Here is a 23,675-nt window from a genome sequence, read left to right as displayed (position 1 = left end):
GCCTTGCCCCCGCGCCGTTGCTCTGGAGATTTTCTCGATGTCCGACCGCCCCACCGATCTTTCCGAATTGCCGTCCTACAAGGCGTCCCGCCGTTCGCTGTTCTCTGCGCGTAAATTCGCGCTGATGGCGTCGGTTGTTGCGGGCCTTGGTGTTGCCGCTTATGGCCTGTCGCCCTCCAACGGTCCGGTCGACATCTTCACCACCACTGCGCATGCGCAGGTCGACAAGCAGGTCAAGTCGCAGGCCGCGCAGCCGGTCGGCTTCGCCGATATCGTCGAGCGCGTGAAGCCGTCGGTGATCTCGGTCAAGGTCAACATGAAGGAAAAGGTCGCATCGAAGGATGACGACAACAACGGCGATTCACCGTTCCAGCCGGGCTCCCCGATGGAGCGCTTCTTCAAACGCTTCGGCCAGGACGGCGTGCCCCCAGGCATGCGCGGTGGTCCGCGCGGCGGCGGCCGTGGCGTCGTGAGCGGTCAGGGCTCGGGCTTCTTCATCTCGGCTGACGGTTTCGCCGTAACCAACAATCACGTGGTCGATGGCGCCGACAAGGTCGAGGTCTCGACCGACGACGGCAAGACCTATTCGGCTAAGGTGATCGGCACCGATCCGCGCACCGATCTGGCGCTGATCAAGGTCGAGGGCCGCACCGATTTCCCGTTCGCCAAGCTTGCTGACGGCAAGCCGCGGATCGGCGACTGGGTGCTGGCAGTCGGCAACCCGTTCGGACTCGGCGGCACCGTGACCGCCGGCATCGTCTCGGCCTCGGGTCGCGACATCGGCAGCGGTCCGTATGACGATTTCATCCAGATCGATGCGCCCGTGAACAAGGGCAATTCGGGTGGTCCGGCTTTCGATACGTCGGGCGAAGTGATGGGCGTCAACACCGCGATCTATTCGCCTTCGGGCGGCAGCGTCGGCATCGCGTTCTCGATCCCGGCCTCGACCGTGAAGACGGTGGTGGCGCAGCTCAAGGACAAGGGTTCGGTCTCGCGTGGCTGGATCGGCGTGCAGATTCAGCCGGTGACCCAGGATATCGCCGACAGTCTCGGCCTGAAGAAGGCGGAAGGTGCGCTGGTCGCCGAGCCGCAGGCCGATGGTCCGGCAGCCAAGGCCGGCATCAAGTCCGGTGACGTCATCACCGCGGTGAATGGCACGCCGGTCAAGGATGCACGCGAACTCGCCCGCACCATTGGCGGCTTCGCGCCGGGTAACACGGTGAAGATCAACGTGCTGCACAAAGGCGAGGACAAGGTTCTGTCCATGACCCTCGGCCAGTTACCGAACACGATAGAGGCGAAGGCCGATGTCGATAGCGGTGACAAGGGATCGTCATCGCGCGGCAGCGACGTGCCGCGGCTCGGCCTCACGGTCTCGCCCGCGAGCAGTGTCGCCGGTGCCGGCAAGGACGGCGTGGTCGTGACCGGCGTCGATCCGAAGAGCGCCGCTGCTGAGCGTGGCTTCAAGGAAGGCGACGTCATTCTCGAAGTCGCCGGCAAGAGCGTGACCAATCCCGGCGATGTGCGCGAGGCGATTGTCGCCGCGCACAACGACAACAAGAACAGCGTGCTGATCAGGGTTCGCTCGAACGGCTCCTCGAAGTTCGTGGCCGTTCCCCTTGCGAAGAGCTGATCACCGCACATGAACGGAGAGTGTCGCCGGCATAGTCGCCCCCGCTGACGGCTCTTTCCAGGGGGCGAGCCACAAACTCGCTCCCGCTGCTTCCTTTCGATGGAAAACGCCCCCCTCCGTTGAAAGGCCAATGGGCGGTGAAGTTTCCCCCAGCTTCACCGCCTATTCTTCTTTCTGCCCCGAAGGATATCCGGCGGGCATTCCGCCGCCTTGCATGAAAGCCCGGTGCGCGCCATGGTGACCGAGACTCACAAGATCCACAGCGAATCCGATCCCCAGATGCGTCTGCTCATCATCGAAGACGACCGCGAATCCGCCGACTATCTGGTCAAGGCTTTCCGTGAGGTCGGCCATGTCGCCGATCACGCCAGCGATGGCGAGGAAGGTTTCGCGCTCGCCGATTCCGGCGATTACGACGTGCTGGTGGTCGATCGCATGTTGCCGAAGCGCGATGGACTCTCCGTTATCGGCGGCCTGCGCGACAAGGGTAACCGGACGCCGGCACTGATCCTGTCGGCGCTGGGCCAGGTCGACGACCGCATCAAGGGCCTGCGCGCCGGCGGCGACGATTATCTGCCGAAGCCTTATTCATTCGCTGAGCTGCTCGCGCGCGTCGAAGTGCTGTCGCGCCGCCAGGGTGGTCCCGCCGAAGAAACGACCTATCGCGTCGGTGATCTCGAACTCGACCGGCTGTCCCATGGCGTGACGCGCGGTGGCCAGGAACTGATCCTGCAGCCCCGCGAATTTCGGCTGCTCGAATATCTCATGAAACATGCCGGGCAGGTGGTTACCCGCACGATGCTGCTGGAAAACGTCTGGGACTATCATTTCGATCCGCAGACCAACGTGATCGACGTCCATATCTCGCGCCTGCGCTCGAAGATCGACAAGGGCTTCGAGCGTCCGCTGCTGCACACGATTCGCGGCGCCGGCTATATGGTCCGCGACGGCATGAAGTGAGTCAAATCTAGGTTCAGTCAGAAGATTGACGCTTTACGCGGTCGTTGCCGATCATCATCGCGTGAATCGTCCCGGACTGCGAAAGTGATTGATCTCAATTGACGGGCGGGTGCGCGGGGGCTGCCCCGGCGACTGACCGTTCGGGAACCGACGCGCAACGCGAGCCTTTAATGACCATCAGCGCCGTGCCCACGACGAGACCCGTGAAGAGCAGGTAGGTGAGAGACATGTTCTCCCCTGCATCTGCCAGCAACAGGTAAGCGAACAGTCCTGCAGTCGATGCGGCGTAGCCGAGCCATGCAAGTTTCGGAAAGCGGAAGCCGCTCTCATCGCGCGAGAGGTCGAGCACCAGGTATATGGCCAGCAACGTGTTGCACAGCGCCGCGGGGAGCAGGCCCATCACGATCTCGCGTTCGAATCCCAGATAAGACAGCACGCCGGAGACTTGAGCGATCACCGGAAACGGCAGGTAACGCGCATTGAGACAGGCGAGCCCGATGGACGCGACCTCGAACGCAAAGAAGTAACGATCGTGCATCTTCGGAAGCAGGTAGGGCATGATCATCAGAGATGCGCATGCGACAAGCAAAATGAACTCTGGGCCTTCTCGCTTGGACCGCGCGAGCAAGGCTGCCAGAGCCAGCCCGCCGAGCGCCGCCAATGCGAGCCCGATGGCGACACCCATCTGGTAGGGAAGACTCCCTGCGAACACCCAGATATTCGCGGCGTTCATGGTGAGGCGGTGGAACGTCTCAGCCTGCTCCATGTAGATGCTGAACACCGAGGCGATGGGTCTGCCGGCGACAACCACAGGAACGGCGAGGGCTGCATAGACCACGGGAACGGCGGCGAGCCATGCCCAGTGAATCTTGTCACGCAACATCATGCCAAGGACGAACGGCCCCAGGAATACGCCTTGGGCCTTCACCGCGACTGCGACCGCGAATGGCAAAATGCCGTTCCGATGCTGCATGAATGCCGCTATCGAAACGAGCGTGAAGAATGTCCAGATCGAGTCGGCCTGGCCCCACACCGCGCCGTTGAAGATCACTGTCGGCGCAAGCCAGACACAGCAAAAGGCAACGCACGCGCGCGATGGTGCCTTATTCGCCGACCACACGATCAGAGCTACCACAATCGCGCAGCCGAATTCGAATACGAACGAGATCGCCTTCACCAGAGTGAGGGGCTGGCCCAGCCCATTGAATTGCGCCGTGATCAACAACAGGTAACTGTAGAACGGCGTGTAGTTGGTGAAGGCTTCGCCAAGCCCGCCGATACCGCGGTCGCGCGCGAATATGTACCAGGGGATCAGGTATCGAACGGCGTCAGTGGTGGCATGCTCCCGAGCGAGGAAGCGGAGCAGGAAGCCTAAAAGAACGCATCCGATCACGATCAAGGAAACAGAAAGCCGCCGGCTATCCAACCGTCGAGCAAGCATCTGCATCAGCCTCAATTCCTCCCCCAAGCTACTTCATCTACTGCCCGATAGCGGTATTTGGTAGGATTAATCGGCCGAGTTGCCGATGTCGTTCTGGTTGTTGTCGGCCTCCAACCGGATCTGCCAAGATCCATGGAGCTTTATCCTCTTCACCCATAACTAAGGAGATTAGGCAAATTTACCCGTGATTCCCACACTTTCGCGCTTGATCAGGTCGCCGGCGAAACTATGGCAGCTGGCGAGATTGCCTTACGACAATCGTGACATTCTCCCGGAACCTGATTCTAATAAAGATGCAGCGGCGGTCCCGTCGCGCCATCTATGGCTGTTCTTCGTCGAACGGCGCGTTGATCACCAGTTCGACGACGGAGCTTGCCTTGTAGCCCGCCACGAAACGTTCGCCGAAATCGCGAATGAAGTTGTCGTAAGTGGTGCCGGGTTGGGTCCGGGCGATATGGCAGAAGCAGCGAGTCATTTTCTGCTTCATTCCCAAACGTGGAAATTCCGCGACAATTGCCGCAACGTCGCTCGGCGGAATAAGCTCATACTGCAAGCCGACGACATCGAAGCAGATGCCGGCGGTGCAGAGCGCGACTTCCGCTTCCTTGAACAGCCCAATCGACGGTGTGGAATTGAGCGCAACGCTATCCCAGATCAACTGAGCACGGCTTCGGTCGAAGCCATGCTCCCGTGCAAAGAGACGCGCGAGGTCGGCGCCTTCCACTTCGAAGCGACGCGGTCCGGCGAAGCGTTCATTGAGCGTGATGTCATGCAGCAGTGCTGCGACGGCGAGAACCTCGCCGTCGTGCTCGATGTTCTGCAGTTGAGCGAGCCGCACCGCAAACAACCATGACCTGACGACATGGTTGAACAGGTACGGTTCGCAACTGTTCCGGGCGTGGTCGATCGCGCTGGCGATGATGGCCGTATCGGGGACGGTTACTCCCGCCAGTTGCCTGTCATTGATCTGTTGCATGTTCGTCGCCTCGCTCTACCGGACCGTGAAGGTTGCTTGTGCTAGCTCTTCAGGAATTTCAGCAGCTCGGCATTGACCTGATCCGCATGGGTCGCCGTGATGCCGTGCGGTGCGCCGGGATAATAGACATCCTTGGCACCCTTGATCAGCTTGGCTGATTTCACTGCGGAATCCTTCACGGGCACGATCTGATCGTCCTCGCCATGCAGGACGAGGGTGGGGATGTCGAACTTCTTCAGGTCTTCCGTGAAATCCGTCTCCGAGAATGCCTTCACGCTCTCATAGGCATTCTTCGCGCCGGCCTGCATGCTCCACAGCCAGAACTGATCCAGCGTGCCCTGCGAGACTTTCGCGCCGGGCCGGTTGGCGCCGTAGAAGGCGATCGCCAAATCCTTGTAGTATTGTGAGCGGTCGCCCGCGACACCGGCGCGGATGCCGTCGAACACCTCGATCGGCAATCCTTCGGGATTGGCTGGTGTCTTCAGCATGATCGGTGGCACCGCCGCGATCAGCACCGCCTTCTTCACGCGCTTGGTGCCGTGGCGGCCGATGTAGCGTGCGACTTCGCCGCCGCCGGTGGAATGGCCGACCAGCGTCGCGTCCTTCAGATCGAGCGTCTCGATGACTGCGGCGAGATCGTCGGCATAACCGTTCATGTCATTGTTGTTCGAGGCCTGGCTGGAGCGCCCATGACCGCGGCGATCATGGGCGACGACACGGTAGCCATGCTGGGCCAGAAACAGCATCTGGCCGTCCCACGCGTCCGCGTTGAGCGGCCAGCCGTGGGAGAAGGTAACGACCGGGCCCTTGCCCCAGTCCTTGTAATAGATTTCGGTGCCGTCCTTTGTGGTGATGGTGCTCATGGTGCGATGTCCTTTGTGAGCGTGAGGTTTGGTTGGCTTGTCGCCGGCCTTGCCCTCGGCGATCGAGGGCAAGCCGGCAGTGATCGCGGTGATGGCGGCAGCTGCGAGCAGATCGCGGCGGGAGGGTGTCGAGCGCGGAACGTCGTCGGTCATGGTCGGTCCTTGGCTGGCGGAGAGGCAGCTTGCGTCGATCAGCCCTTGAGCCAGTCGTCGAGATGGATCGCTCCGATGCGCGCGCCGGCATCGGGCGTCAGGGAGCGATCATTGATCGGCGTGCCGAAATAACCCACGTGGATGTCGGCGATGACCTGGCGTGGGTCCTGCTTTGCCGTCAGATATTTGCGCCCTAGTGCGTCGAGCGGGAGCGGTTCGGGCCCGGCCACCTCGACGACGCCGTTCACTGGGGTGCCCAAGGCCAGGTCCACCATGGCGGCTGCCACGTCCGCAGATGCGATGGGCTGGATCAGGGCCGGCGCTAGGCGAATCACGTCGCCGTCCACGCCGCCTTGCACGATGGCGGGGATGAATTCGAAGAACTGCGTCGCCCGCAGGATCGTGTAGGGCATTCCAGACGCCTTGATGAGATCCTCCTGGGCCAGCTTGGCGCGGAAATAGCCGCTGGCCAGAAGGCGCTCGGTCCCGACCACAGACAGGGCCAGATGCTGCTGGACGCCTGCGGCTTTTTCCGCCGCGAGCAGGTTGCGACTGGATGTCTGAAAGAAGTCCATCACCGGCCCGTCCTCGAATGATGGCGAATTCGCCACGTCGATGACGACGTTTGTCCCGGACATGGCCTCGGCCAGTCCTTCCCGCGTCAGCGTGTTGACGCCCGTCGACGGCGAGGCGGCGAAGACCTTATGGCCCAGTTTGTTCAAGCCGCTCACGACCTGCGTACCGATGAGGCCGCTACCTCCAATGACGACGATTTTCATGATATTTTCTCCCTTTCACACGGTGACGATCGTGTGGGCGGACCATGCGCCGCGGCGCACTGGAAGACTTTGCCGCAACCTTCGTTTTCTCTTGAGTTTCGCTTGGATGTTCGTTCAGAAGGGGCCGGCTGACACGTCACCGCCGATGGCGCGCGACCGGCCAGCTTGTGGGGTCGGTTCTGTTGCCTCCTGAAGGTCTTGACGGTTCATTGCCGCCGGCCGAAAACGCAGGCAGTCATGGAGCGCCGAGTGCCGTATCTGTTCGCAGGCTATGTCCTCGATCCCGACCGCAGAGAGTTGTCGCATGGCAGCGACAAGGTGGCGATCACGCCGCAGGCTTTCGACCTGCTGCTGCATCTGGTGAAGAACCGCGACCACGTCGTCAGCAAGGATGCCCTTCTCGATGCCGTATGGGTGGGACGGATCGTGTCCGAATCGACGCTGGCCAGTCACATCAATGCGGTACGCAAGGCGCTGGGCGATAGCGGCGACGAACAGCGGCTGCTGAAGACGGTGGCGCGCAAGGGCTTTCGTTTCGTCGGCGATGTGACCGAGACGGCAATGCCGGCGCAGTCTGACGCGGCGGTTGCCGATCACGCCACGTCGACGGCGAATCCGAACGCCGCGCTGACGTTGCCCGATCGGCCGTCGATCGCAGTATTGCCGTTTCTCAATCTGAGCGGCGATCCGCAGCAGGACTATTTCGTCGATGGCATGGTCGAGGACATCATCCTCGCACTGTCGCGGCTTCGCTGGCTGTTCGTCATTGCCCGCAATTCCAGTTTCACGTTTAAAGGCCGTGCCGTGGACGTCCGTGAGGTCGGGCGCGAACTTGGCGTGCGCTATGTACTGGAAGGCAGCGTGCGCCGTGTGGCGAACCGCGTGCGCATCACCGGACAGCTCGTGGATACCACCACGGGCATGCATCTGTGGGGCGAGCGCTTCGAGAGTGTCGTCGATGACATCTTCGATCTGCAGGACCAGGTCACGGAAAGCGTCGTAGGCGCCATCGCGCCGCAGCTTGAATTTGCGGAGATCGAACGCGCCAAGCGGAAGCCGACCGAAAGCCTCGACGCCTATGATTACTACCTGCGCGGACTGGCGAATTTTCATGTGTCGACGCGCGATGGGATCGATGCGGCATTGGCGAATTTCTACAAAGCCATCGAGCTCGATCCCGACTTCGCTGCGGCCTATGGGATGGCCGCGGGATGCTTCTACTGGCGCAAGATGAACCGCTGGCTTTCCGATCGTGTGGCTGACGGGCGTGAGGCGGCGTGGCTTGCCGAGCGCGCTGTGACGCTTGGCAAGAACGATGCGGTAGCGCTGACACGTGGCGGCCATGCCTGGCCGCATTTCGGCGGCGACCTGCATGCCTGCGTCGCCTATGTCGATCGTGCGCTGGTGCTCAATCCCAATCTCTCGACGATCTGGTACCTCGGCGGCTATCAACGCGTCTCGCTCGGTGAACACGACGAGGCCATCGCCTATTTTTCACGCGCCATGCGGCTCAGTCCGCTCGATCCCGAGACATTCCAGATGCATACGGGAATCGCGATGTCGCATCTCTATTCGCGACGCTTTGATACCGCGCTCGATTGCTTGCGGGAGGCGTCGCGCGAGGTGCCGAACATTCTTCGGGTCGCCGCATTCCAGGCCGCTGCGCATGCCCTGGGTGGGCGAATGGAAGAGGCGCGTGAGGCGATGGGCCATGTGCGCCGGCTCGATCCTACATTACGGCTCAGCAATATTGACGACTGGCTGCTGGTGCGGCGACCGCAGGACTTCGCACTTGCATCGGAAGGCCTGCGAAAAGCCGGCCTTCCGGAATAAACTTGGCTGAAAGATAAAATTCCTGCAGTCGGGCGACATTACCAACATCTCATATTCACGCCCTGTTTGTTACAGCTTGCGCCTGCTAGAACAGGGGATGACTTCCAGAACCTTCCATTTCCGCACGTCCCGAGCGTGACCCGTGACGGCTATCGGTAAACTGTTTCGCACGACGGCCTTCCGGTTGACGTTGGCCTATCTGCTGCTGTTCGCGCTGTTTGCAGCATCGCTGCTCGGCTATTTCGCCTGGAATACACACCGGCTGATCAACGATCAGATCACGACCACGGTCGATGACGAAATGACCGAGCTGAGCGATCTGTTCGGGCGGCGCGGCTTGCGGGGAATCGTGGGCGCCATCGAGAACCGGGCGCTGCGTCCTGGCGCCAACCTCTATCTGATCACGACACCGGCGGGTCAATCCATCGCCGGCAACGTGTCCTCACTGGCGCCCGGCGTGATGGCGACCACGGGCTGGTCCGAGACCGCCTATCGCCGGCTCGACGATCCCGACTCGTCCAACCATCGCGCACTGGTGAAGGTGACGCAATTGAGCAGCGGCTTCCGGCTGCTGATCGGCCATGATCTCGAGGAACGCCGGCGCCTGTTCGACATCGTCGGCGATGCCGCGAAGTGGTCGGTGTTGATCGTCGTCGTCCTTGGACTCGGCGGCGGTATCTTCGTCGCCAGCCGCGTGCTGCGGCGGATCGACGCGATGACCGGCACCACGCAGCGTATCATGGCGGGCGATCTCTCCGGTCGTCTGCCGGTCGGACGCAGTGGCGACGAACTCGACCGTCTCGCGGAAAATCTCAATGCCATGCTGGAGCGCATCGAAGCGCTGATGACAGGACTGAAGGAAGTCTCGGACAATATCGCCCATGACCTCAAGACGCCGCTCACGCGGCTGCGCAATCGGGCGGAGGAGGCGCTGGCGCGATCCAGCAACGAGGCCGAATATCGTGCGGCGCTGGAACGCACCATCGAGGAATCCGATGGCCTGATCCGGACCTTCAATGCGCTGCTGATGATCGCACGTGCGGAATCAGGGCAGGCGCGCGGCAATATGGACAATTTCGACGCTGCTGAAGTGGCCGAGGGCATCCACGAGCTCTATGAACCGCTTGCTGAAGACAGCGACCTCACGCTGACCGTCAAGACCGCGGCAGCGCCGCTGCGTGGCAATCGCGAACTGATCAGCCAGGCGCTCGCCAATCTCGTCGAAAACGCCATCAAATATGGCAAACCTGCGATCACGGACGAGAGTGCCGATAGCGCAGGCGCTGCGGCTGCCAAGGACATCGTGATCGAGGCGCGGCGCGAGGGCGATCAGGTGCTGCTTAGCGTGTCCGATCATGGTCCAGGCATTCCCGAAGCCGATCGGAAACATGCGGTGGAGCGCTTCGTGCGGCTGGAAGCGAGCCGCACATTGCCCGGTTCCGGCCTCGGTCTCAGTCTTGCATCTGCCGTGGCCACGCTGCACGGCGGTGAATTGCAGCTGGGCGACAATTATCCAGGGTTGCGGGTCACGCTGGCGCTGCCCGCAGTGGCAGCCGAAGGCCTTGCGGGTCAAACGGGGAATGTGCCACAGAAGTCGGCATGACCTCAGCCGCAACAGGCGAGGGCCAGCTCCCGCTGGCCGCGCAATTCGTCAGCGGACCGCAGCTGTTCGCCCCCGCCGATGCCGAGCAGCGCTTCGGCGAATGGCTCGCCGATATCGCGCCGGACGATGCCGCCGCATTTCGCGCGATCACCGAGCAATTTCCGCACGTCAAGGCGATCCTGCTCGGCATTGCCGAGGCCTCGCCCTATCTGTTCGATCTGATCCGCGCCGATGCCGGGCGCGCATTGCGGCTGCTGCATTGCGATCCCGATCGCCAGCTCACCACGCTGATCGCCGAGACCTCGGCGAATGTCGCTGCCGCTGGCGGCGATCCCGATGTCATGCATCTGCTGCGACGCATGAAATCCGAAGCGGCCTTGTTGATTGCGCTGTGCGATATCGGTGGCGTCTGGCCGGTGATGCGCGTCACGCGGGCGCTGACCGATCTCGCTGTGTCCTCCGTCCAGACGACGGTGCGTTATCTGCTGCGCCAGGACATGGCACGCAAGCGCATCCTGCCGCCGGATCCCGAGAATCCGGAGCAGGGCAGCGGCCTGATCGTGCTGGCGATGGGCAAGATGGGCGCCGGCGAGCTGAACTATTCCAGCGACATCGATCTCATCGTTTTCTTCGATCTCGAAGCGCATACGCTGGCCGAGGATATCGAGCCGAATTCGTTCTTTGTGCGCATCGCGCAGGGCGTGTCGCGGCTGCTGCAGCAGCGCACCGGCGACGGCTATGTGTTCCGCGTCGATCTGCGGCTGCGGCCAGATCCGGCCTCAACGCCGGTGGCGGTCTCGACCGCGTCGGCGCTGCATTACTATGAGCGCGAGGGGCGCACATGGGAACGCGCGGCAATGATCAAGGCGTCGCCTTGCGCCGGTGACTTCAAGGCCGGTGAGGCCCTGCTGGCCGAGATCGCGCCTTTCGTCTGGCGCAAGCATCTGGATTTCGCCGCACTGGCCGATGTCCATGACATGAAACGGCAGATGCAGACGTTTCGCGGGCAGAATGAAATCTCCGTCGAAGGCCACAATGTCAAGGTCGGGCGCGGCGGCATCCGTGAGATCGAGTTCTTCGCGCAGACCCAGCAGTTGATTGCCGGCGGGCGCCATCCGGAACTGCGCGTGCGGCCGACGCTGGAGGCGCTGAACATTCTCGCCGCCAGCAACTGGATCACCTTTGAGGCGCGTGATGAACTGACGCTCGCCTATGATTTCCTGCGACGTGTCGAGCATCGGCTGCAGATGGTGGCCGACGAACAGACTCACTCGCTGCCCGATGACGTCGGCGCCATGGAACGCTTTGCGCGCTTCTTCGGTTATGACAGCCGCGAGGCATTTGCCAGTGATCTGCTCGGGCATCTCAATTGCGTGCAGGGGCATTATGGCCGCCTGTTCGAGGGAGATCCGACCGACAACGTCCATCTGCCGGCTGTCGACTACAAAGGAGGCGCAACGGACCAGCGGCTGCTCGAACATTTCACCAAGCTCGGTTTCCGGAAGCCCGCGATGGTGGCGGAGACGGTGCAGCACTGGATGACGGATGATTATCGCGCGCTCAAATATGAGGGCACGCGGCAGGCATTCATGGAATTCGTGCCTTCGCTGATCGTCGGGCTGGCCGATGCCGAAGAGCCCGACCTTGCGGTCGTTGCGTTCGACCGCTTTCTGCAGGCGTTACAGCGCGGCGGCCGGCTGATCTCGCTGCTCAGCCAGAACCGCGATCTCGTCGCGCTGGTGGCGCTTGTACTTGGCGCGGCGCCGCGTCTGGGTGACATGCTGGCGCGGCAGCCGCAGATCATGGATGGGCTCATCGATCCGCGCTTCTTCGGCGCCATGCCGGACCAGCGCGAGCTGTCGACGCGGCTTGCGGCGACCCTCGAAGACGCCAATTCCTATGAAGAGTTTCTCGATCGTCTCAGGCTGTTCGGGCAGGAAAGCCTGTTCCTGATCGGCACGCGCATTCTGTCGGGGACCGTGTCGGCGCAGCAGGCCGGGATTGCATTCGCCGACGTCGCCGAAGGCATCGCACATACGCTGCATGGGCTCGTGCTCGATCAGTTCGTAGCCCAGCACGGCCGCATCAAGGATCAGCAGACCGCGATCGTGGCCATGGGCAAGCTTGGCAGCCGCGAGATGACGGCGGCGTCCGATCTCGATCTGATTTTGATTTACGACTTCGATCATGATGCCCCGGATTCCGATGGACCGCGCCCGCTGCACGGCGCGCAATATTTCGCCCGGCTGACGCAGCGCCTGATCAGCGCCTTCACCACGCGCACCAATTATGGCGTGCTCTACGAGGTCGATATGCGGCTTCGCCCGTCGGGCCGGGCAGGACCGCTGGCGTCGCGCATCGATTCCTTCGCTGAATATCAGGAGACCGAGGCCTGGACCTGGGAGCACATGGCACTGACGCGCGCGCGGGTGATTTCGGCGACGCCCGCGTTCCGCGAGAAGATCGAACGGGTCATCCGCGACGTGCTGACGCGTCCGCGTGAAACGACGATCATCGCCAATGACGTTGCCGAGATGCGTCAGGCCATCGCCGAGGAGAAGGGCGAAGACGATATCTGGGACCTGAAACATGCTGCCGGCGGCATGGTCGATATCGAATTCATCGCGCAATATTTGCAGCTGGTGCATGCCGCAGAGAAGCCCGAGATCCTCAGCATCAGCACGCAGCAGGTGCTGGAGAATGCGGCGCGACTGGGCATTCTGTCGCCAGCCGCCGCCGATGTGCTGCGTCCGGCGGTGCGGCTCTATCACGACCTCACGCAGGTGCTGCGGCTGTGTGTGAGCGATAAGTTCAAGCCGGAGACGGCAGGCACGGATCTGTTGCGCATACTCGCACGCGTGAGCAACGAGCCCGACTTCTCCTCGCTGCAAGCGCGGGTGCGCGATATGCAAGCCGACGTGCGGCAGGTGTTCCGCGCTGTTGTCGAAGGTCAGACATAGACGTATCTGCCGCGCCGTGCGGCGGGCATGCGAGTTGTGTATGACCGGCTGCGCATGATCTCGCGTGAACGGCTGGATAGATTCTAAACCCGCCGCATTGTGACCGCACCCTGACGTCCTGTAGGTCCGCATCTCGTTTGCCGATGACATGCGGCTTGAGATGTTGCAGCTGCCTGCGCCCGAATGTCGCAGTGTCGGCGATGCCGTCATGCACACTGAAATGAAACCGCCGATATGGAGTCGACATGCAGGTTCTAGGCTTCCGCGCCGCTACCGTTGTTTTTGCCTTGGCCGCTGCATTTGCTCCGAACGGGACCAAGGCGGATGAAATCTCTCTGATCGAGAAGTCACTTCCCGGAGAGGGGCAGCGCCCGCAGGCGATCGTTGTCGGCCCGGATGGAAATTTGTGGGTGACGGAAGTCATCAAGCACCAGATTTTTCGGGTCACGCCAAACGGTGAGATGAGTTCCTTTCGCGTTCCGGGCGATCAGGTCGGAGTTATTCAGGGGATCACGTCTGGCCCTGACGGCAATCTTTGGTTCACGTCACGCGAAGAGAACGCCATTCGCCGGATCTCGACCAAAGGGGAATTCAACGGGACATTTGCGATCCCCTCACAGGCCACGACACCCACGAAATTCAACACGGGATCATGGCCGCGCGGCATTACGGTCGGTCCGGACGGTCAGATTTGGTTTGCGGAAATGGCGGCGAACAAAATCGGCCGCGTGACGCTGACCGGTGAGTTTTCGGAGTTCGCAATCCCGACGGAAAATGCCGAAGCCTATGGTGTGGTGACAGGCCCCGATCAGAATTTGTGGTTCACGGAAAGCGGTGCCGGAAAGATCGGACGACTCGACGTCAAGACAGGAAAGATCACGGAATTTCCGCTCGGCAATCCGAAGTCGCGCCCGCGCGACATTACGGTCGGGCCGGATGGTCATCTCTGGTTTTCGATGAATGGCTCCGATCACATCGGCAGAATTTCTATGGCTGGGGAGATCAAGGAATTTCCATTGCCGGCAGAGACGCGCCCCATTGGTATAGCCGCGGGAGCCGATGGCAATGTCTGGTTCACCGCTTTCAAATCTCACAAGATCGGCCGCATCACGCCGACAGGTGAAGTTTCGTTCTTCGATCTCAAGACGGAGAACGCACAGCCCTTCGGCATGACGAAAGGGCCGAACGGCGTGGTCTGGTTCACGTCTCAGGCCAATCAGGTCGGACACGTTGACATCAAGGCGAAGCGTCAGTGATGATCGTGATAGCGCGCCGCAAGGGCGCGCGAGCGCGCTTCTATCCAAGCTGATAATGTGCAGGGTTCCAGAGTAAAATGAGGTCCTGCAGAATTAATCGTCTGTGTCAAATCGCATGCGCGCGGTAGCGAGTTGCATGCGGCATTCCGCGTATGAAGCGGCGTGAAGCATTAGATAGAATCTAGACGCGCCGCATTGTGACCGCACCATGTCATCCTGTAGGCCCCATTGAGTTAGTCGACAGAAGTCGACGAAGTTTTTTGGGGCGACTGATTCAATGACGCGCAGAACTACACTTCACAAGAAAACCCTTTTGGCTGCTGTGAGCGCATTCGCGTTATTGCTTGATGCCGACGCAACGGTTGTTGCGCAGACCTCGCAAGCGCTGCCCGCCGTTGAAGTACATGCGCCAACGCCGCGTGCGGTCCGTCGTGTCGCGCCGCGCCGAAATGCCGCAGTCACGCCGCGGGCGACGCCGCGGCCGGTGGAGCGCCGCACACCGACGACGCCGGCGACCGGAATGATCGGTTCCCTCCCGCCGGCCTATGCGGGCGGTCAGGTGGCATCGGGCGCGCAGGTCGGTCTGCTCGGCAATCGCGGCGTGATGGATACGCCATTCAATCAGACAAGCTACACCGCGAAGACAATACAGGATCAGCAGGCACGCAAGCTCGACGACGTATTCGCCAACGATCCGTCGGTGACTGTCACCGTGCCGCGTCTCAGCGGCTTCGATCGGGTCAATATCCGTGGCTTCAGCGTTGGCAGTGAGGGATACGGGATCAACGGCCTGTACGGCATCGCGTCATCGTTTTCGCTGGCGTCGCTCGGTGCGTTCGAGCGGGTCGAAGTGCTGAAAGGGCCAGCGGCACTGCTCAACGGCATGCCGCCGAGCGGCGGTGGTGTCGGCGGCAGCGTGAATCTCGTAACCAAGCGTGCAGGCGAGGTGCCGTTCGCGCAGCTCACCAACACCTATTCGTCGATTTCGAATTTCGGCACGCATCTGGATGTCGGCCAGCGGTTCGGTGAATTCAAGGAGTTCGGCGTTCGCTTCAACGGCACCTACAAAGGCGGCAGCACCGAGCTCGCCTATCAGAGTCAGGAAGTTGGAAGCGCCTTTCTTGGCTTGGACTATCGCGGCGAGAACGTGCGACTGTCAGCCGATATTGGTTACGAGCACAACCGGGTCACGGCGATGACGCGTTTCGTCGATATTGCGGGCCTGCCGTCCGTTCCGGCGGCACCTGATGCGCGCGCGAACTACATGCCGAGCTGGGGCTTCTGGGACTCGGAGTCGCGCTATGCGATCGTGCAGGGCGAGGTGGATATCACCAATAATCTCACGGCCTATGCGCAGGCAGGTATCGGCACCAGCAACACGCGCTATCTCTATTCCGACATCCGCGTGACTAGCCTCGACGGAGAGTTCAACGGACTGTCGCGTCGAAACAACCAGAGGCATGAGAGAACCGCGGCGCAGGTCGGATTGCGGGGCAATGTTGATACCGGGCCGATCAACCATGCCATCAATGTCAACGCAGGTGCATCAGAGGCCGATGTCGCGCTCATCAATGTCTCCGGAGCCACGAACTTCTTTTCGAACTTGTACAATCCGCGCTCGGGCCCTGTTTCAATTCGCGATGTGGGCGCTCCGCGGACAACCAGTCTGTTCGATCTGACGAGCGTCGGCATCGCTGATACGATGTCGGTCTGGAATGGCCGCATTCAATTGACCGCCGGCGTCCGGCATCAATATGTGGAATCTGAGTCCTTCGCCATGGGCACTGGCGTGAGGTCGGGCGGCTACGAGTCGTCGGCGACGACGCCCGCCTATGCACTGGTGATCAAGCCGCTGGAGAATGTCTCGGTCTACGCCAATTATATCGAGGCGCTGGAAGCTGGGACCGTCGTGGGTGCGGGATATGCAAATACTGGCGCGGTTCTTCCACCCTATCGCACTACGCAGCACGAAATGGGCGTGAAGGTCGATTGGGGACGGATCACGACCACGGTCAGTGCCTTCGACATTATGAAGCCGATACAGCGCGTCGAGCGCTCGGGTACGCTCCCTGTGCTCACGCAGTCCGGCGAGTCACGCAATCGCGGCGTCGAGATCAATACATTCGGCGAGGTCACGGATGGTGTCCGGCTGCTCGGCGGCGTCATGTTCATCGATGCGCGCCAGCAGAAGACCGAGAACGCTACTTATGATGGAAAGCATACCTTCAACGTTCCTGACACACAGTTCACTCTAGGCGGCGAATGGGACGTGCCGTTCGTTTCGGGGCTAACCCTGACGGGCCGTGCGCTCTATACGGGCTCATACTGGTCGGACCAGGCCAACACGGTCTACGGCCCGAGCTGGACCCGCTACGATGCCGGAGCGCGCTACACGTTCGCATCGCCGTGGAATGCCAAGCCGATCGTCGTGCGCTTCTCGGTCGAAAATCTGCTCGATACCAACTATTGGCAGGCCTCGACCAACGACGGCTACATCATCCTTGCCGCGCCGCGAACCTACATGGTCTCGACGACGTTCAACTTCTGATATCGCCGATCATCTGCCGTCAGATCGGTCTGATGAGCGGCCGCCGTGATGTCATCACGGCGGCCGCAGCGTTTTTTGAGCGCACGCATTCACCCGATCAGGTGTGGGTGGCGTTTCGCGACGCGGTTATTGCTGTTCCGGCTTGACCTTGCCGATCTCGACAACCGTCTTCCAGCGGGCGAGTTCTTTTTCCAGGAAGCTCTGAAATTCCGCGCTCGTATTGGCGACCACCTCGAAGCCGCTATCGGTCAGCCGCTTCCTGAGATCGGGCGAGGTGAGGGCGGTGGTGATCGATGTCTCAAGCTTGGTCTTCACATCGGCCGGCAGGCCCTTGGGCGCGACGAAGGCCTGCCACGAATAGATATTGAGATCGTCGACGCCGACTTCCTTCATCGTTGGGGTCTGCGGGAATGAATCGGAGCGCGTGTCGCTGGTAACGGCCAGAATTTTCATCTTGCCGCCTCGGATGTAGTTGGCGACTGCGCCGAGATTCTGGAAGGAGACGTCGACATGTCCGCCCATCAGGTCCGTATGAGCCTGCGAGCCGCCCTTGTAGGGCGTATGGATACCGGTGGTCCCCGTCTTCTGCCAGAACAACACGGCCGTCAGATGGTCGGACGAGCCCACGCCCGATGAGGCGAACGTGACCTTGTCGGGATTCTTCTTGAGATAGTCGATGAGTTCCTGGACGGTATTGGCCGGGAAATCGGGGCGCGTGATCAGCACGTTGGGATTGCGCACAGCGACACTGAGCAGATCGAAATTCTGGAGCGGGTGATAGCCCGGGTCCTTGTAAAGCACCGGATTGATCGCGATGACCCCGATCGAGCCCACCATCAGTGTGTAGCCATCCGGCTTTGAACGAGCGAGTTGTGTCGCGCCGATGGAGCCGTTGGCGCCGGGCTTGTTCTCGATGATGAAGGACTGCCCGAAGCTTTCCTGCATCTTTTGCGTGGTCATGCGCGCTGTCGTATCGCTTGCTCCGCCGGCGGTGAAAGGCACGATCACCGTGACGGATTTCGAGGGATAGTCTTGCGCGACTGCTATGCCTGGCACTGTCAGACAGAATGCCGCCGCGGCGAGATGGCTCAGTTTCATCGTCGTTTCCTCCACTGGAATGCTTTTGTTTATTGAACAGGCGACAATCTCCGTGTCGCTCTTGTCTGGACGGCTCCTCCATGCGCTGAAGAGCAGTGTGGTTCGTGAGTTCAGGAATTCCCTTCAATCAGCAACCGCTGCAGTCTTGTTGGCAAATACTTCGCAGATGGTGGCTTTGAAAATTGATAGGTCACACGAGAAAGAATCGCGGTCCCAGTCCAGACCGCCCTATCGACGCGCCAATATAGCGACCTACAACCTTTAGTATAGGTGCGAGCGGGGGCCTCCCAAGCGGCCATTTGACGCTTGAGTGTCATGCCATGGGAGTTGGCTCGGCCGGTTAGGTTGAGTGGGGAAGCAATCGACGCCTAGGCGGCCTCGGAGATTTCCGCTGGCCTGTGTCTGCCGCGGAGCGGGATGGTGACGCAGACCACGGTGCCGGTGCCGAGCTTGGAGCGCAGCTTCATCGATCCGCCATGCAGGTTGGTCAGCGATTTGGCGATAGCGAGGCCGAGGCCCGAGCCGTGATAGGTCTTGGCGAGCTGGCTCTCGACCTGTTCGAACGGGCGTCCCAGACGCTTCAGCGACTGCGGGGCGATGCCGATGCCACTATCGGCGATCATCAGAGCGACGGAGTCGCGCAGCACGCGGCTGCGCACGGTGACACGGCCGCCATCGGGTGTGAACTTCACGGCATTCGAGAGCAGATTGACGAGGATCTGCTTGATGGCGCGGCGGTCGGCCACCACCGGTGCATCAGCCGCGATGTCGGCACTGAGTGTCAGATTCTTGTCGTCGGCACGGCCGGAGACGACACGCAGCGCTTCGGATAGCGTCTGTCCGAGATCGAGCGGCTCAAGGTCCAGCTGCATACGACCCGCCTCGATCTTCGACATATCGAGAATGTCATTGATGACTTCGAGCAGATAGTGACCGCTGGTGAGAATGTCGTGGCAGTATTCGGCATATTTGTCGGAGCCGAGATTGCCGAACATGCCGCTGCCCATGATTTCCGAGAAGCCGATAATGGCGTTCAGCGGCGTGCGCAGTTCGTGGCTCATATTGGCCAGGAATTTCGACTTGGTCTGGTTGGCTTCCTCGGCGCGGTTCTTCTCGTCGGAGTATTTCTGCGCGAGGTCGGCGAGTTCGAGCGCCTGTTTCTCCAGCGCGGCCTGGGAGTGCTTGAGATCGATGACGCTGGCGCGAAGGCGCAGATCGTTGTCGACGAGCTTGTGCTCGTGCTCCTTGATGCGGGTGATGTCGGTGCCGACGGAGACGTAGCCGCCATCCTTGGTACGGCGCTCGCTGATATGCAGCCAGCTGCCGTCCTCGATCTGCGCTTCGAAGGTACGCGCGCCAGGCGCCGCAGCGCCGGATTCCGCGAGACGCGAGCGGACCTCGGGCATGCTGCCGACTTCGAGCACGGTCTCGTAGGACGTCCCGGGCGACACCGCCGAGTCCGGCAGCTTGTGCAGGCGCTGGAAATGCGAGTTGCAGAGCACCAGGCGATCTTCCGCGTCCCACAGCACGAAGGCTTCGGGAATGGTCTCGATGGCGTCGCGCAGCCGGACGTCGGCCTCGACGGTCTTCTCGGCGAGGCTCTTCTGTTCGGTGACGTCGATGGCGATGCCGATCAGGTGCTGGCTGCCATCGTTCTGGCCCTGCGCGAGTTCGCAGCGCAATTGCAGCCAGATCCAGTGGCCGTTGCTGTGCTGCATGCGGAAGGTCTGGTCGATGTGATCGATCTTGAACGAAATCAGCTGATCGGCGATCTCGAACAGGTTGATGTCGTCGGATTGTACCAGCGCATTGACTTCGCCGAAGGTCAGCAGGTCGCTGCGGCTGTCGAGGCCCAGCATGGTGAACATCGACTGCGACCAGAAGATGCGGCCGCGCGACAGATCCCAGTCCCACAATCCGCAGCGGCCGCGGTTGAGGGCAGTGTCGATGCGGCCACGCACGGCGTCGTTGATGGCGTCGCCTTCGCGGGCGCGGGTCGATTGCCAGTGGAAGGCGAAACCGAGGATCAGCACCACGAAGCCGGTGGTGGCCGAGAGCGTGATCGACAGCGCGGAGTCCGAGCGCCAGATCGGCTCGTTGTTCTCCTGAATGACGACCACCTGACCCGGCAGCGCCTTGACGATGCGGCGGGTGGCCAATGCATGGCTGTTGTCGGGCAACTTCACATCGACAACGTCAGTGCGTTGACCCTGCGCAGCCATGGCCTGTGTCGCACTGAGGACGTCGAGGATGCGATTGGCGTCGCCCGGTGGCAGGTCGATCGGCACGCGCGCGAGAATGCTCTGATCGGCGCCCAGCACGATGACGTGGCGTCCCCCTGCGATCCCCCAGGATGGAATCAGACTGGGCAGAAGGCTCTGCAGGCGCTCGACGGCAGCAGAACGATCCTGACGGATGGTGCCGTTGCGTTCGAGACGCTCGGCGAGCAGATCGGCAAGCGCCGCGAGATCGCGCTTCATCGATGCCTGCTTCTGCCGGCTCTGATCGACCACCTGAACGAAGGCGCCGAAGAAGATCGTGATGAGAAAAGCGATGATGAGTGTAGGGACGGCCCGGCGAAGTGCCGGCTCTGCGATCAGCAGCCTGTGATAGGCCGGTTTCGCGATAGACTGCGCCAATCCTTTGATCGAATCGGATTGGACGCATGCGTTGTCCGCATGCGCACGCGCCATACCTAAGCCCCCTCGAAGAATCTCGCCCGCGTCGCTCGAAACAACTGCCCCGCCACTTCGAATCGCAAGACCAATAAGAATCCACTTTGCCAGGGCTGTCGAGAGTCAACGAAACGTTAACGTGAAATAAATCGTATCCACCGGAGAATTTCATCACTGTTCGGTACTTGCATGAGTCCGAAACAGGAACGCCGCGCATGAGAATCACGCGCGGCGTTGAAATCAATGACTCGCAGAACGCGCGTTACAACGTGACCACGATCTTGCCGAGATGCTTGTTTGCTTCCATGTGGTCGAACGCCGTTCCGATGTCGTCGAATGCGTAGATCTTGTCGATCGGCAGTTTTAGTTGGCCGGCTTCGACGGCGGGCCAGATGTCCGCACGCACCGCACTGAAGATGTCACGAATCTCCTGCAGTGACCTCGTGCGGAAGGTCACGCCGATATAGGTGATGCGGCGGGCGGCATGGAGATCGAAATTGAAATCGCCATGCGTGCCGCCGAGCCGGCCGACATTGACGATGCGTCCCATCACCTTCGTGGCTTTCAGGTTCTGATTGGCGACGGGCCCCGAGATCTGGTCGACGATCAGATCGACGCCGTCGCCGTCCGTGGCCTTGAGCACCTGATCGACCCAGCCGGCATCCTTCGAATCGATGGCGAGGTCAGCGCCGAAGTCCTTCAGCCGGGCGCGACGTGCGGCGTCGGTGGATGAACCGATCACCGTCTTTGCGCCCTTGAGCCTGGCGATCTGCAGCGCCATCAGGCCGACGCCGGAGCTGGCGCCCTGGATCAGGACGGATTGGCCGGGCTGCAGTCCGCCATTGGTCACCAGAGCATTGTGCATCGTGGTGATGGCGACGGGCAGGGTGCAGGCATCCTCGAAGCTCATGCTGGCTGGCATGTGGAACAGCCGGCCGTGATCGGTGACGGCGAATTCGGCAAAGGCCGCACCGCCGGAACCCATCACGCGATCCCCGACCTTGACGCCCTTGGCCTCCGGGCCGAGTTCGGCGATCTCGCCCGCCCATTCCATTCCCAGCACCGTGCCGACGCCGCCGGCAGCACCGTGGACATGGCCTTTGGTCATGCCGAGGTCGGCGCGGTTGAGGCCGCAGGCCTTCACCTTGACCAGCACCTGCGTGCCCGTGGGTGAGGGTTTCGGGGCATCACCGATCGCAGCGCCATTGGCGCCGTAGACATAAGCTTTCATGGCTCTGCTTTCCGTTCCGTCTATTCAGCGGCCTGGCGCTGGCTGCCATCAAGCATGGCTTCGAAGCGTGCGCGGATAATCGTCTCGGCATCATGCATGATGCGCGACACGAGTTCCTGGCAGCTCGGAATGTCGTGGATCAGGCCCTGGACCTGGCCGGCCGACCAGATGCCATCTTCGGCATCGCCGTGCGAATAGACCAGCTTGCCGCGCGCACCGGCGACGAGTTCCTTGATCTGCTCGAAAGTGGCGCCTTCCTTCTCCATGGCGACCACCTGCTTGCTCACCGCGTTCCTGGCGACGCGCGAGGTGTTGCGCATGGTGCGGAAGATCAGGTCGGTCTCGCGTTCGTCATTGGCGACGATGCGTTCCTTCACCAGCTGATGGATCGGGCTTTCCTTGGTGCACATGAAGCGCGTGCCCATGTTGATGCCTTCGGCACCGAGCGCCAGCGCGGCGACAAGGCCGCGGCCGTCGCCGAAGCCGCCCGAGGCGATCATCGGGATCTTGATCTTGTCGGCCGCGGCCGGGATCAGGATCAGGCCGGGGGTGTCGTCCTCACCGGGATGGCCGGCGCATTCGAAGCCGTCGATGGAGATCGCATCGACGCCCATACGCTCGGCGGAGAGGCCGTGGCGTACGCTGGTGCATTTATGGATGACCTTGATGCCGTGCTTCTTGAATTCGGTGACGTGTTCCTGCGGCTTGTTGCCGGCGGTCTCGACCACTTTGATTCCGGCCTCGATGATGGCCTGGCGATATTCCGCATAGGGTGGCGGCTTGATGGTTGGCAGAATGGTCAGGTTCACGCCGAACGGCTTGTCGGTCATGTCGCGGCAGCGCGCGATTTCCTTGGTGAGGTCTTCCGGCGTCGGCTGGGTCAGTGCGGTGATCAGGCCGAGCGCACCGGCATTGGCCACTGCGGCGACGAGCTCGGCGCGGCCGACCCACTGCATGCCGCCCTGGACGATCGGGTGTTCGACACCCACGAGCTCGGTGAAGCGCGTCTTGATCATGATGGTCCTCTTGTTTCCCCGGAGACGCGCTTGGCGCCGAATGGTTCTTGCTTGTTCGGGGCGAAGGATGCCGGTGGGGCGCAGCAATGTCTACCGCCACGGGATACGGCCCCATGCGCCGCCGATGCAGGTCTGATGCGTGAGGCGCGCCGTCGTGATCGCTGGAACTCGCGGCGCGAACATGCTTTTCTCCCGCGCATGACCGAGCCGACCCCGCAACAGATCGAACAACTCACGCGCGCCTTCGAACGTTTTACGCGCAAATTCAAAGTCGCGGAGGCAGCCGCTGCCGCCGACAACGCGCTCAATGCGCTTGACGCGCAGACGCTGGTGTTTGTCGGTGACAATCCTGGCTGCCTGATAGGCGACGTCGCCCGCTATCTCAATGTTGCTATGACCACCATGTCCTCTGCCATCGACCGGCTCGTCAAAAAGGCCCTGGTCGAGCGTCGCCGGCCCGAAGACAATCGCCGGTCCGTGGCACTGACCGCGACCGAGAAGGGCAAGCAGGTGGTGGAAGAACAGGTCGCCGGCTATCGCGCGGCCTGTCAGATGATGCTGCGGTCGCTCGACCCGATCGAACGTAACGAATTGATCCGGTTGACGGAAAAAATCGCCGACAACGAAACTTGAACATTACGAAGTTCGTA

General features: G+C 61.6%; 16 protein-coding genes. 8 read left to right on the top strand and 8 right to left on the bottom strand.

Annotation, left to right across the window (positions count from 1 at the left end; genetic code table 11):
- Nucleotides 1–37 precede the first annotated feature (37 nt).
- Nucleotides 38–1,633, top strand: a complete 1,596-nt coding sequence (locus AB7951_RS16855; RefSeq protein WP_120290925.1) for a Do family serine endopeptidase — start codon at nucleotides 38–40, stop codon at nucleotides 1,631–1,633.
- Between the two features lie 279 nt (nucleotides 1,634–1,912).
- Nucleotides 1,913–2,593, top strand: a complete 681-nt coding sequence (locus AB7951_RS16850) for a response regulator transcription factor (protein WP_068730718.1) — start codon at nucleotides 1,913–1,915, stop codon at nucleotides 2,591–2,593.
- A gap of 94 nt (nucleotides 2,594–2,687) precedes the next feature.
- Here AB7951_RS16850 and AB7951_RS16845 read toward each other — a convergent pair whose 3' ends face one another.
- The 4 genes from AB7951_RS16845 to AB7951_RS16830 form a co-directional block, all read right to left on the bottom strand.
- Entirely contained in the window at nucleotides 2,688–4,040 is a 1,353-nt protein-coding gene (locus tag AB7951_RS16845) for a hypothetical protein (RefSeq protein ID WP_147421697.1), read from the bottom strand.
- A 313-nt stretch (nucleotides 4,041–4,353) separates the two neighbouring features.
- On the bottom strand, nucleotides 4,354–5,010 hold the full coding sequence (locus AB7951_RS16840; RefSeq protein WP_089267099.1) for an HD domain-containing protein: 657 nt from the start codon (nucleotides 5,008–5,010) through the stop codon (nucleotides 4,354–4,356).
- A 41-nt stretch (nucleotides 5,011–5,051) separates the two neighbouring features.
- Entirely contained in the window at nucleotides 5,052–6,026 is a 975-nt protein-coding gene (locus AB7951_RS16835) for an alpha/beta fold hydrolase (RefSeq protein ID WP_199712083.1), read from the bottom strand.
- A 38-nt stretch (nucleotides 6,027–6,064) separates the two neighbouring features.
- The gene (locus AB7951_RS16830; RefSeq protein WP_120290929.1) at nucleotides 6,065–6,805 is read right to left on the bottom strand and encodes an SDR family oxidoreductase; all 741 of its coding nucleotides are present in this window, start codon (nucleotides 6,803–6,805) and stop codon (nucleotides 6,065–6,067) included.
- Nucleotides 6,806–7,054: 249 nt separating this feature from the next.
- Between AB7951_RS16830 and AB7951_RS16825 the strand changes: the two genes are divergently transcribed.
- The 5 genes from AB7951_RS16825 to AB7951_RS16805 all read left to right on the top strand — a co-directional run bounded on the left by AB7951_RS16825 (nucleotide 7,055) and on the right by AB7951_RS16805 (nucleotide 17,005).
- Nucleotides 7,055–8,638 (top strand): winged helix-turn-helix domain-containing tetratricopeptide repeat protein, encoded by a 1,584-nt coding sequence (locus AB7951_RS16825; RefSeq protein ID WP_120291201.1) that lies wholly within the window; start codon nucleotides 7,055–7,057, stop codon nucleotides 8,636–8,638.
- 142 nt (nucleotides 8,639–8,780) lie between these two features.
- Nucleotides 8,781–10,241, top strand: a complete 1,461-nt coding sequence (locus AB7951_RS16820; protein ID WP_120290931.1) for an ATP-binding protein — start codon at nucleotides 8,781–8,783, stop codon at nucleotides 10,239–10,241.
- The gene (locus AB7951_RS16815) at nucleotides 10,238–13,201 is read left to right on the top strand and encodes a bifunctional [glutamine synthetase] adenylyltransferase/[glutamine synthetase]-adenylyl-L-tyrosine phosphorylase (protein WP_120290933.1); all 2,964 of its coding nucleotides are present in this window, start codon (nucleotides 10,238–10,240) and stop codon (nucleotides 13,199–13,201) included. The genes AB7951_RS16820 and AB7951_RS16815 overlap by 4 nt, the downstream gene beginning before the upstream one ends.
- 245 nt (nucleotides 13,202–13,446) lie before the next feature.
- On the top strand, nucleotides 13,447–14,457 hold the full coding sequence (locus AB7951_RS16810) for a virginiamycin B lyase family protein (RefSeq protein WP_441255923.1): 1,011 nt from the start codon (nucleotides 13,447–13,449) through the stop codon (nucleotides 14,455–14,457).
- Nucleotides 14,458–14,779: 322 nt separating this feature from the next.
- A complete protein-coding gene (locus AB7951_RS16805) occupies nucleotides 14,780–17,005 on the top strand; it encodes a TonB-dependent receptor (RefSeq protein WP_439066617.1) in 2,226 nt (741 codons plus the stop codon).
- Between the two features lie 126 nt (nucleotides 17,006–17,131).
- Here the strand turns inward: AB7951_RS16805 and AB7951_RS16800 are convergent, their stop codons facing one another.
- The 4 genes from AB7951_RS16800 to AB7951_RS16785 form a co-directional block, all read right to left on the bottom strand.
- Nucleotides 17,132–18,103 (bottom strand): Bug family tripartite tricarboxylate transporter substrate binding protein, encoded by a 972-nt coding sequence (locus AB7951_RS16800; RefSeq protein WP_439061377.1) that lies wholly within the window; start codon nucleotides 18,101–18,103, stop codon nucleotides 17,132–17,134.
- Between the two features lie 368 nt (nucleotides 18,104–18,471).
- Nucleotides 18,472–20,796 (bottom strand): PAS domain-containing sensor histidine kinase, encoded by a 2,325-nt coding sequence (locus AB7951_RS16795; protein ID WP_089267104.1) that lies wholly within the window; start codon nucleotides 20,794–20,796, stop codon nucleotides 18,472–18,474.
- Nucleotides 20,797–21,040: 244 nt separating this feature from the next.
- A complete protein-coding gene (locus AB7951_RS16790; RefSeq protein WP_120290939.1) occupies nucleotides 21,041–22,009 on the bottom strand; it encodes a zinc-binding dehydrogenase in 969 nt (322 codons plus the stop codon).
- A gap of 20 nt (nucleotides 22,010–22,029) precedes the next feature.
- The gene (locus tag AB7951_RS16785) at nucleotides 22,030–23,025 is read right to left on the bottom strand and encodes an NAD(P)H-dependent flavin oxidoreductase (RefSeq protein ID WP_089267106.1); all 996 of its coding nucleotides are present in this window, start codon (nucleotides 23,023–23,025) and stop codon (nucleotides 22,030–22,032) included.
- Here AB7951_RS16785 and AB7951_RS16780 point away from each other — a divergent pair.
- The gene (locus AB7951_RS16780) at nucleotides 22,984–23,658 is read left to right on the top strand and encodes a MarR family winged helix-turn-helix transcriptional regulator (RefSeq protein ID WP_439061378.1); all 675 of its coding nucleotides are present in this window, start codon (nucleotides 22,984–22,986) and stop codon (nucleotides 23,656–23,658) included. The genes AB7951_RS16785 and AB7951_RS16780 overlap by 42 nt on opposite strands.
- Nucleotides 23,659–23,675 lie beyond the last annotated feature (17 nt).

Origin of the sequence: Tardiphaga sp. 285_C5_N1_2, from assembly GCF_052076065.1 — a bacterium.
Taxonomy (GTDB): Bacteria; Pseudomonadota; Alphaproteobacteria; order Rhizobiales; family Xanthobacteraceae; genus Tardiphaga; species Tardiphaga robiniae.
Note: the sequence above shows the minus strand (reverse complement) of the source record. Positions and strands in the feature narration are given on the sequence as shown.

Coding starts and splice junctions, on each gene's coding strand:
- AB7951_RS16840 (WP_089267099.1), bottom strand. CDS start 5,010: ATGCAACAGATCAATGACAGGCAACTGGCGGGAGTAACCGTCCCCGAT.
- AB7951_RS16795 (WP_089267104.1), bottom strand. CDS start 20,796: ATGGCGCGTGCGCATGCGGACAACGCATGCGTCCAATCCGATTCGATC.
- AB7951_RS16850 (WP_068730718.1), top strand. CDS start 1,913: ATGCGTCTGCTCATCATCGAAGACGACCGCGAATCCGCCGACTATCTG.
- AB7951_RS16845 (WP_147421697.1), bottom strand. CDS start 4,040: ATGCAGATGCTTGCTCGACGGTTGGATAGCCGGCGGCTTTCTGTTTCC.
- AB7951_RS16855 (WP_120290925.1), top strand. CDS start 38: ATGTCCGACCGCCCCACCGATCTTTCCGAATTGCCGTCCTACAAGGCG.
- AB7951_RS16835 (WP_199712083.1), bottom strand. CDS start 6,026: ATGACCGACGACGTTCCGCGCTCGACACCCTCCCGCCGCGATCTGCTC.
- AB7951_RS16785 (WP_089267106.1), bottom strand. CDS start 23,025: ATGATCAAGACGCGCTTCACCGAGCTCGTGGGTGTCGAACACCCGATC.
- AB7951_RS16790 (WP_120290939.1), bottom strand. CDS start 22,009: ATGAAAGCTTATGTCTACGGCGCCAATGGCGCTGCGATCGGTGATGCC.
- AB7951_RS16810 (WP_441255923.1), top strand. CDS start 13,447: ATGCAGGTTCTAGGCTTCCGCGCCGCTACCGTTGTTTTTGCCTTGGCC.
- AB7951_RS16800 (WP_439061377.1), bottom strand. CDS start 18,103: ATGAAACTGAGCCATCTCGCCGCGGCGGCATTCTGTCTGACAGTGCCA.
- AB7951_RS16815 (WP_120290933.1), top strand. CDS start 10,238: ATGACCTCAGCCGCAACAGGCGAGGGCCAGCTCCCGCTGGCCGCGCAA.
- AB7951_RS16830 (WP_120290929.1), bottom strand. CDS start 6,805: ATGAAAATCGTCGTCATTGGAGGTAGCGGCCTCATCGGTACGCAGGTC.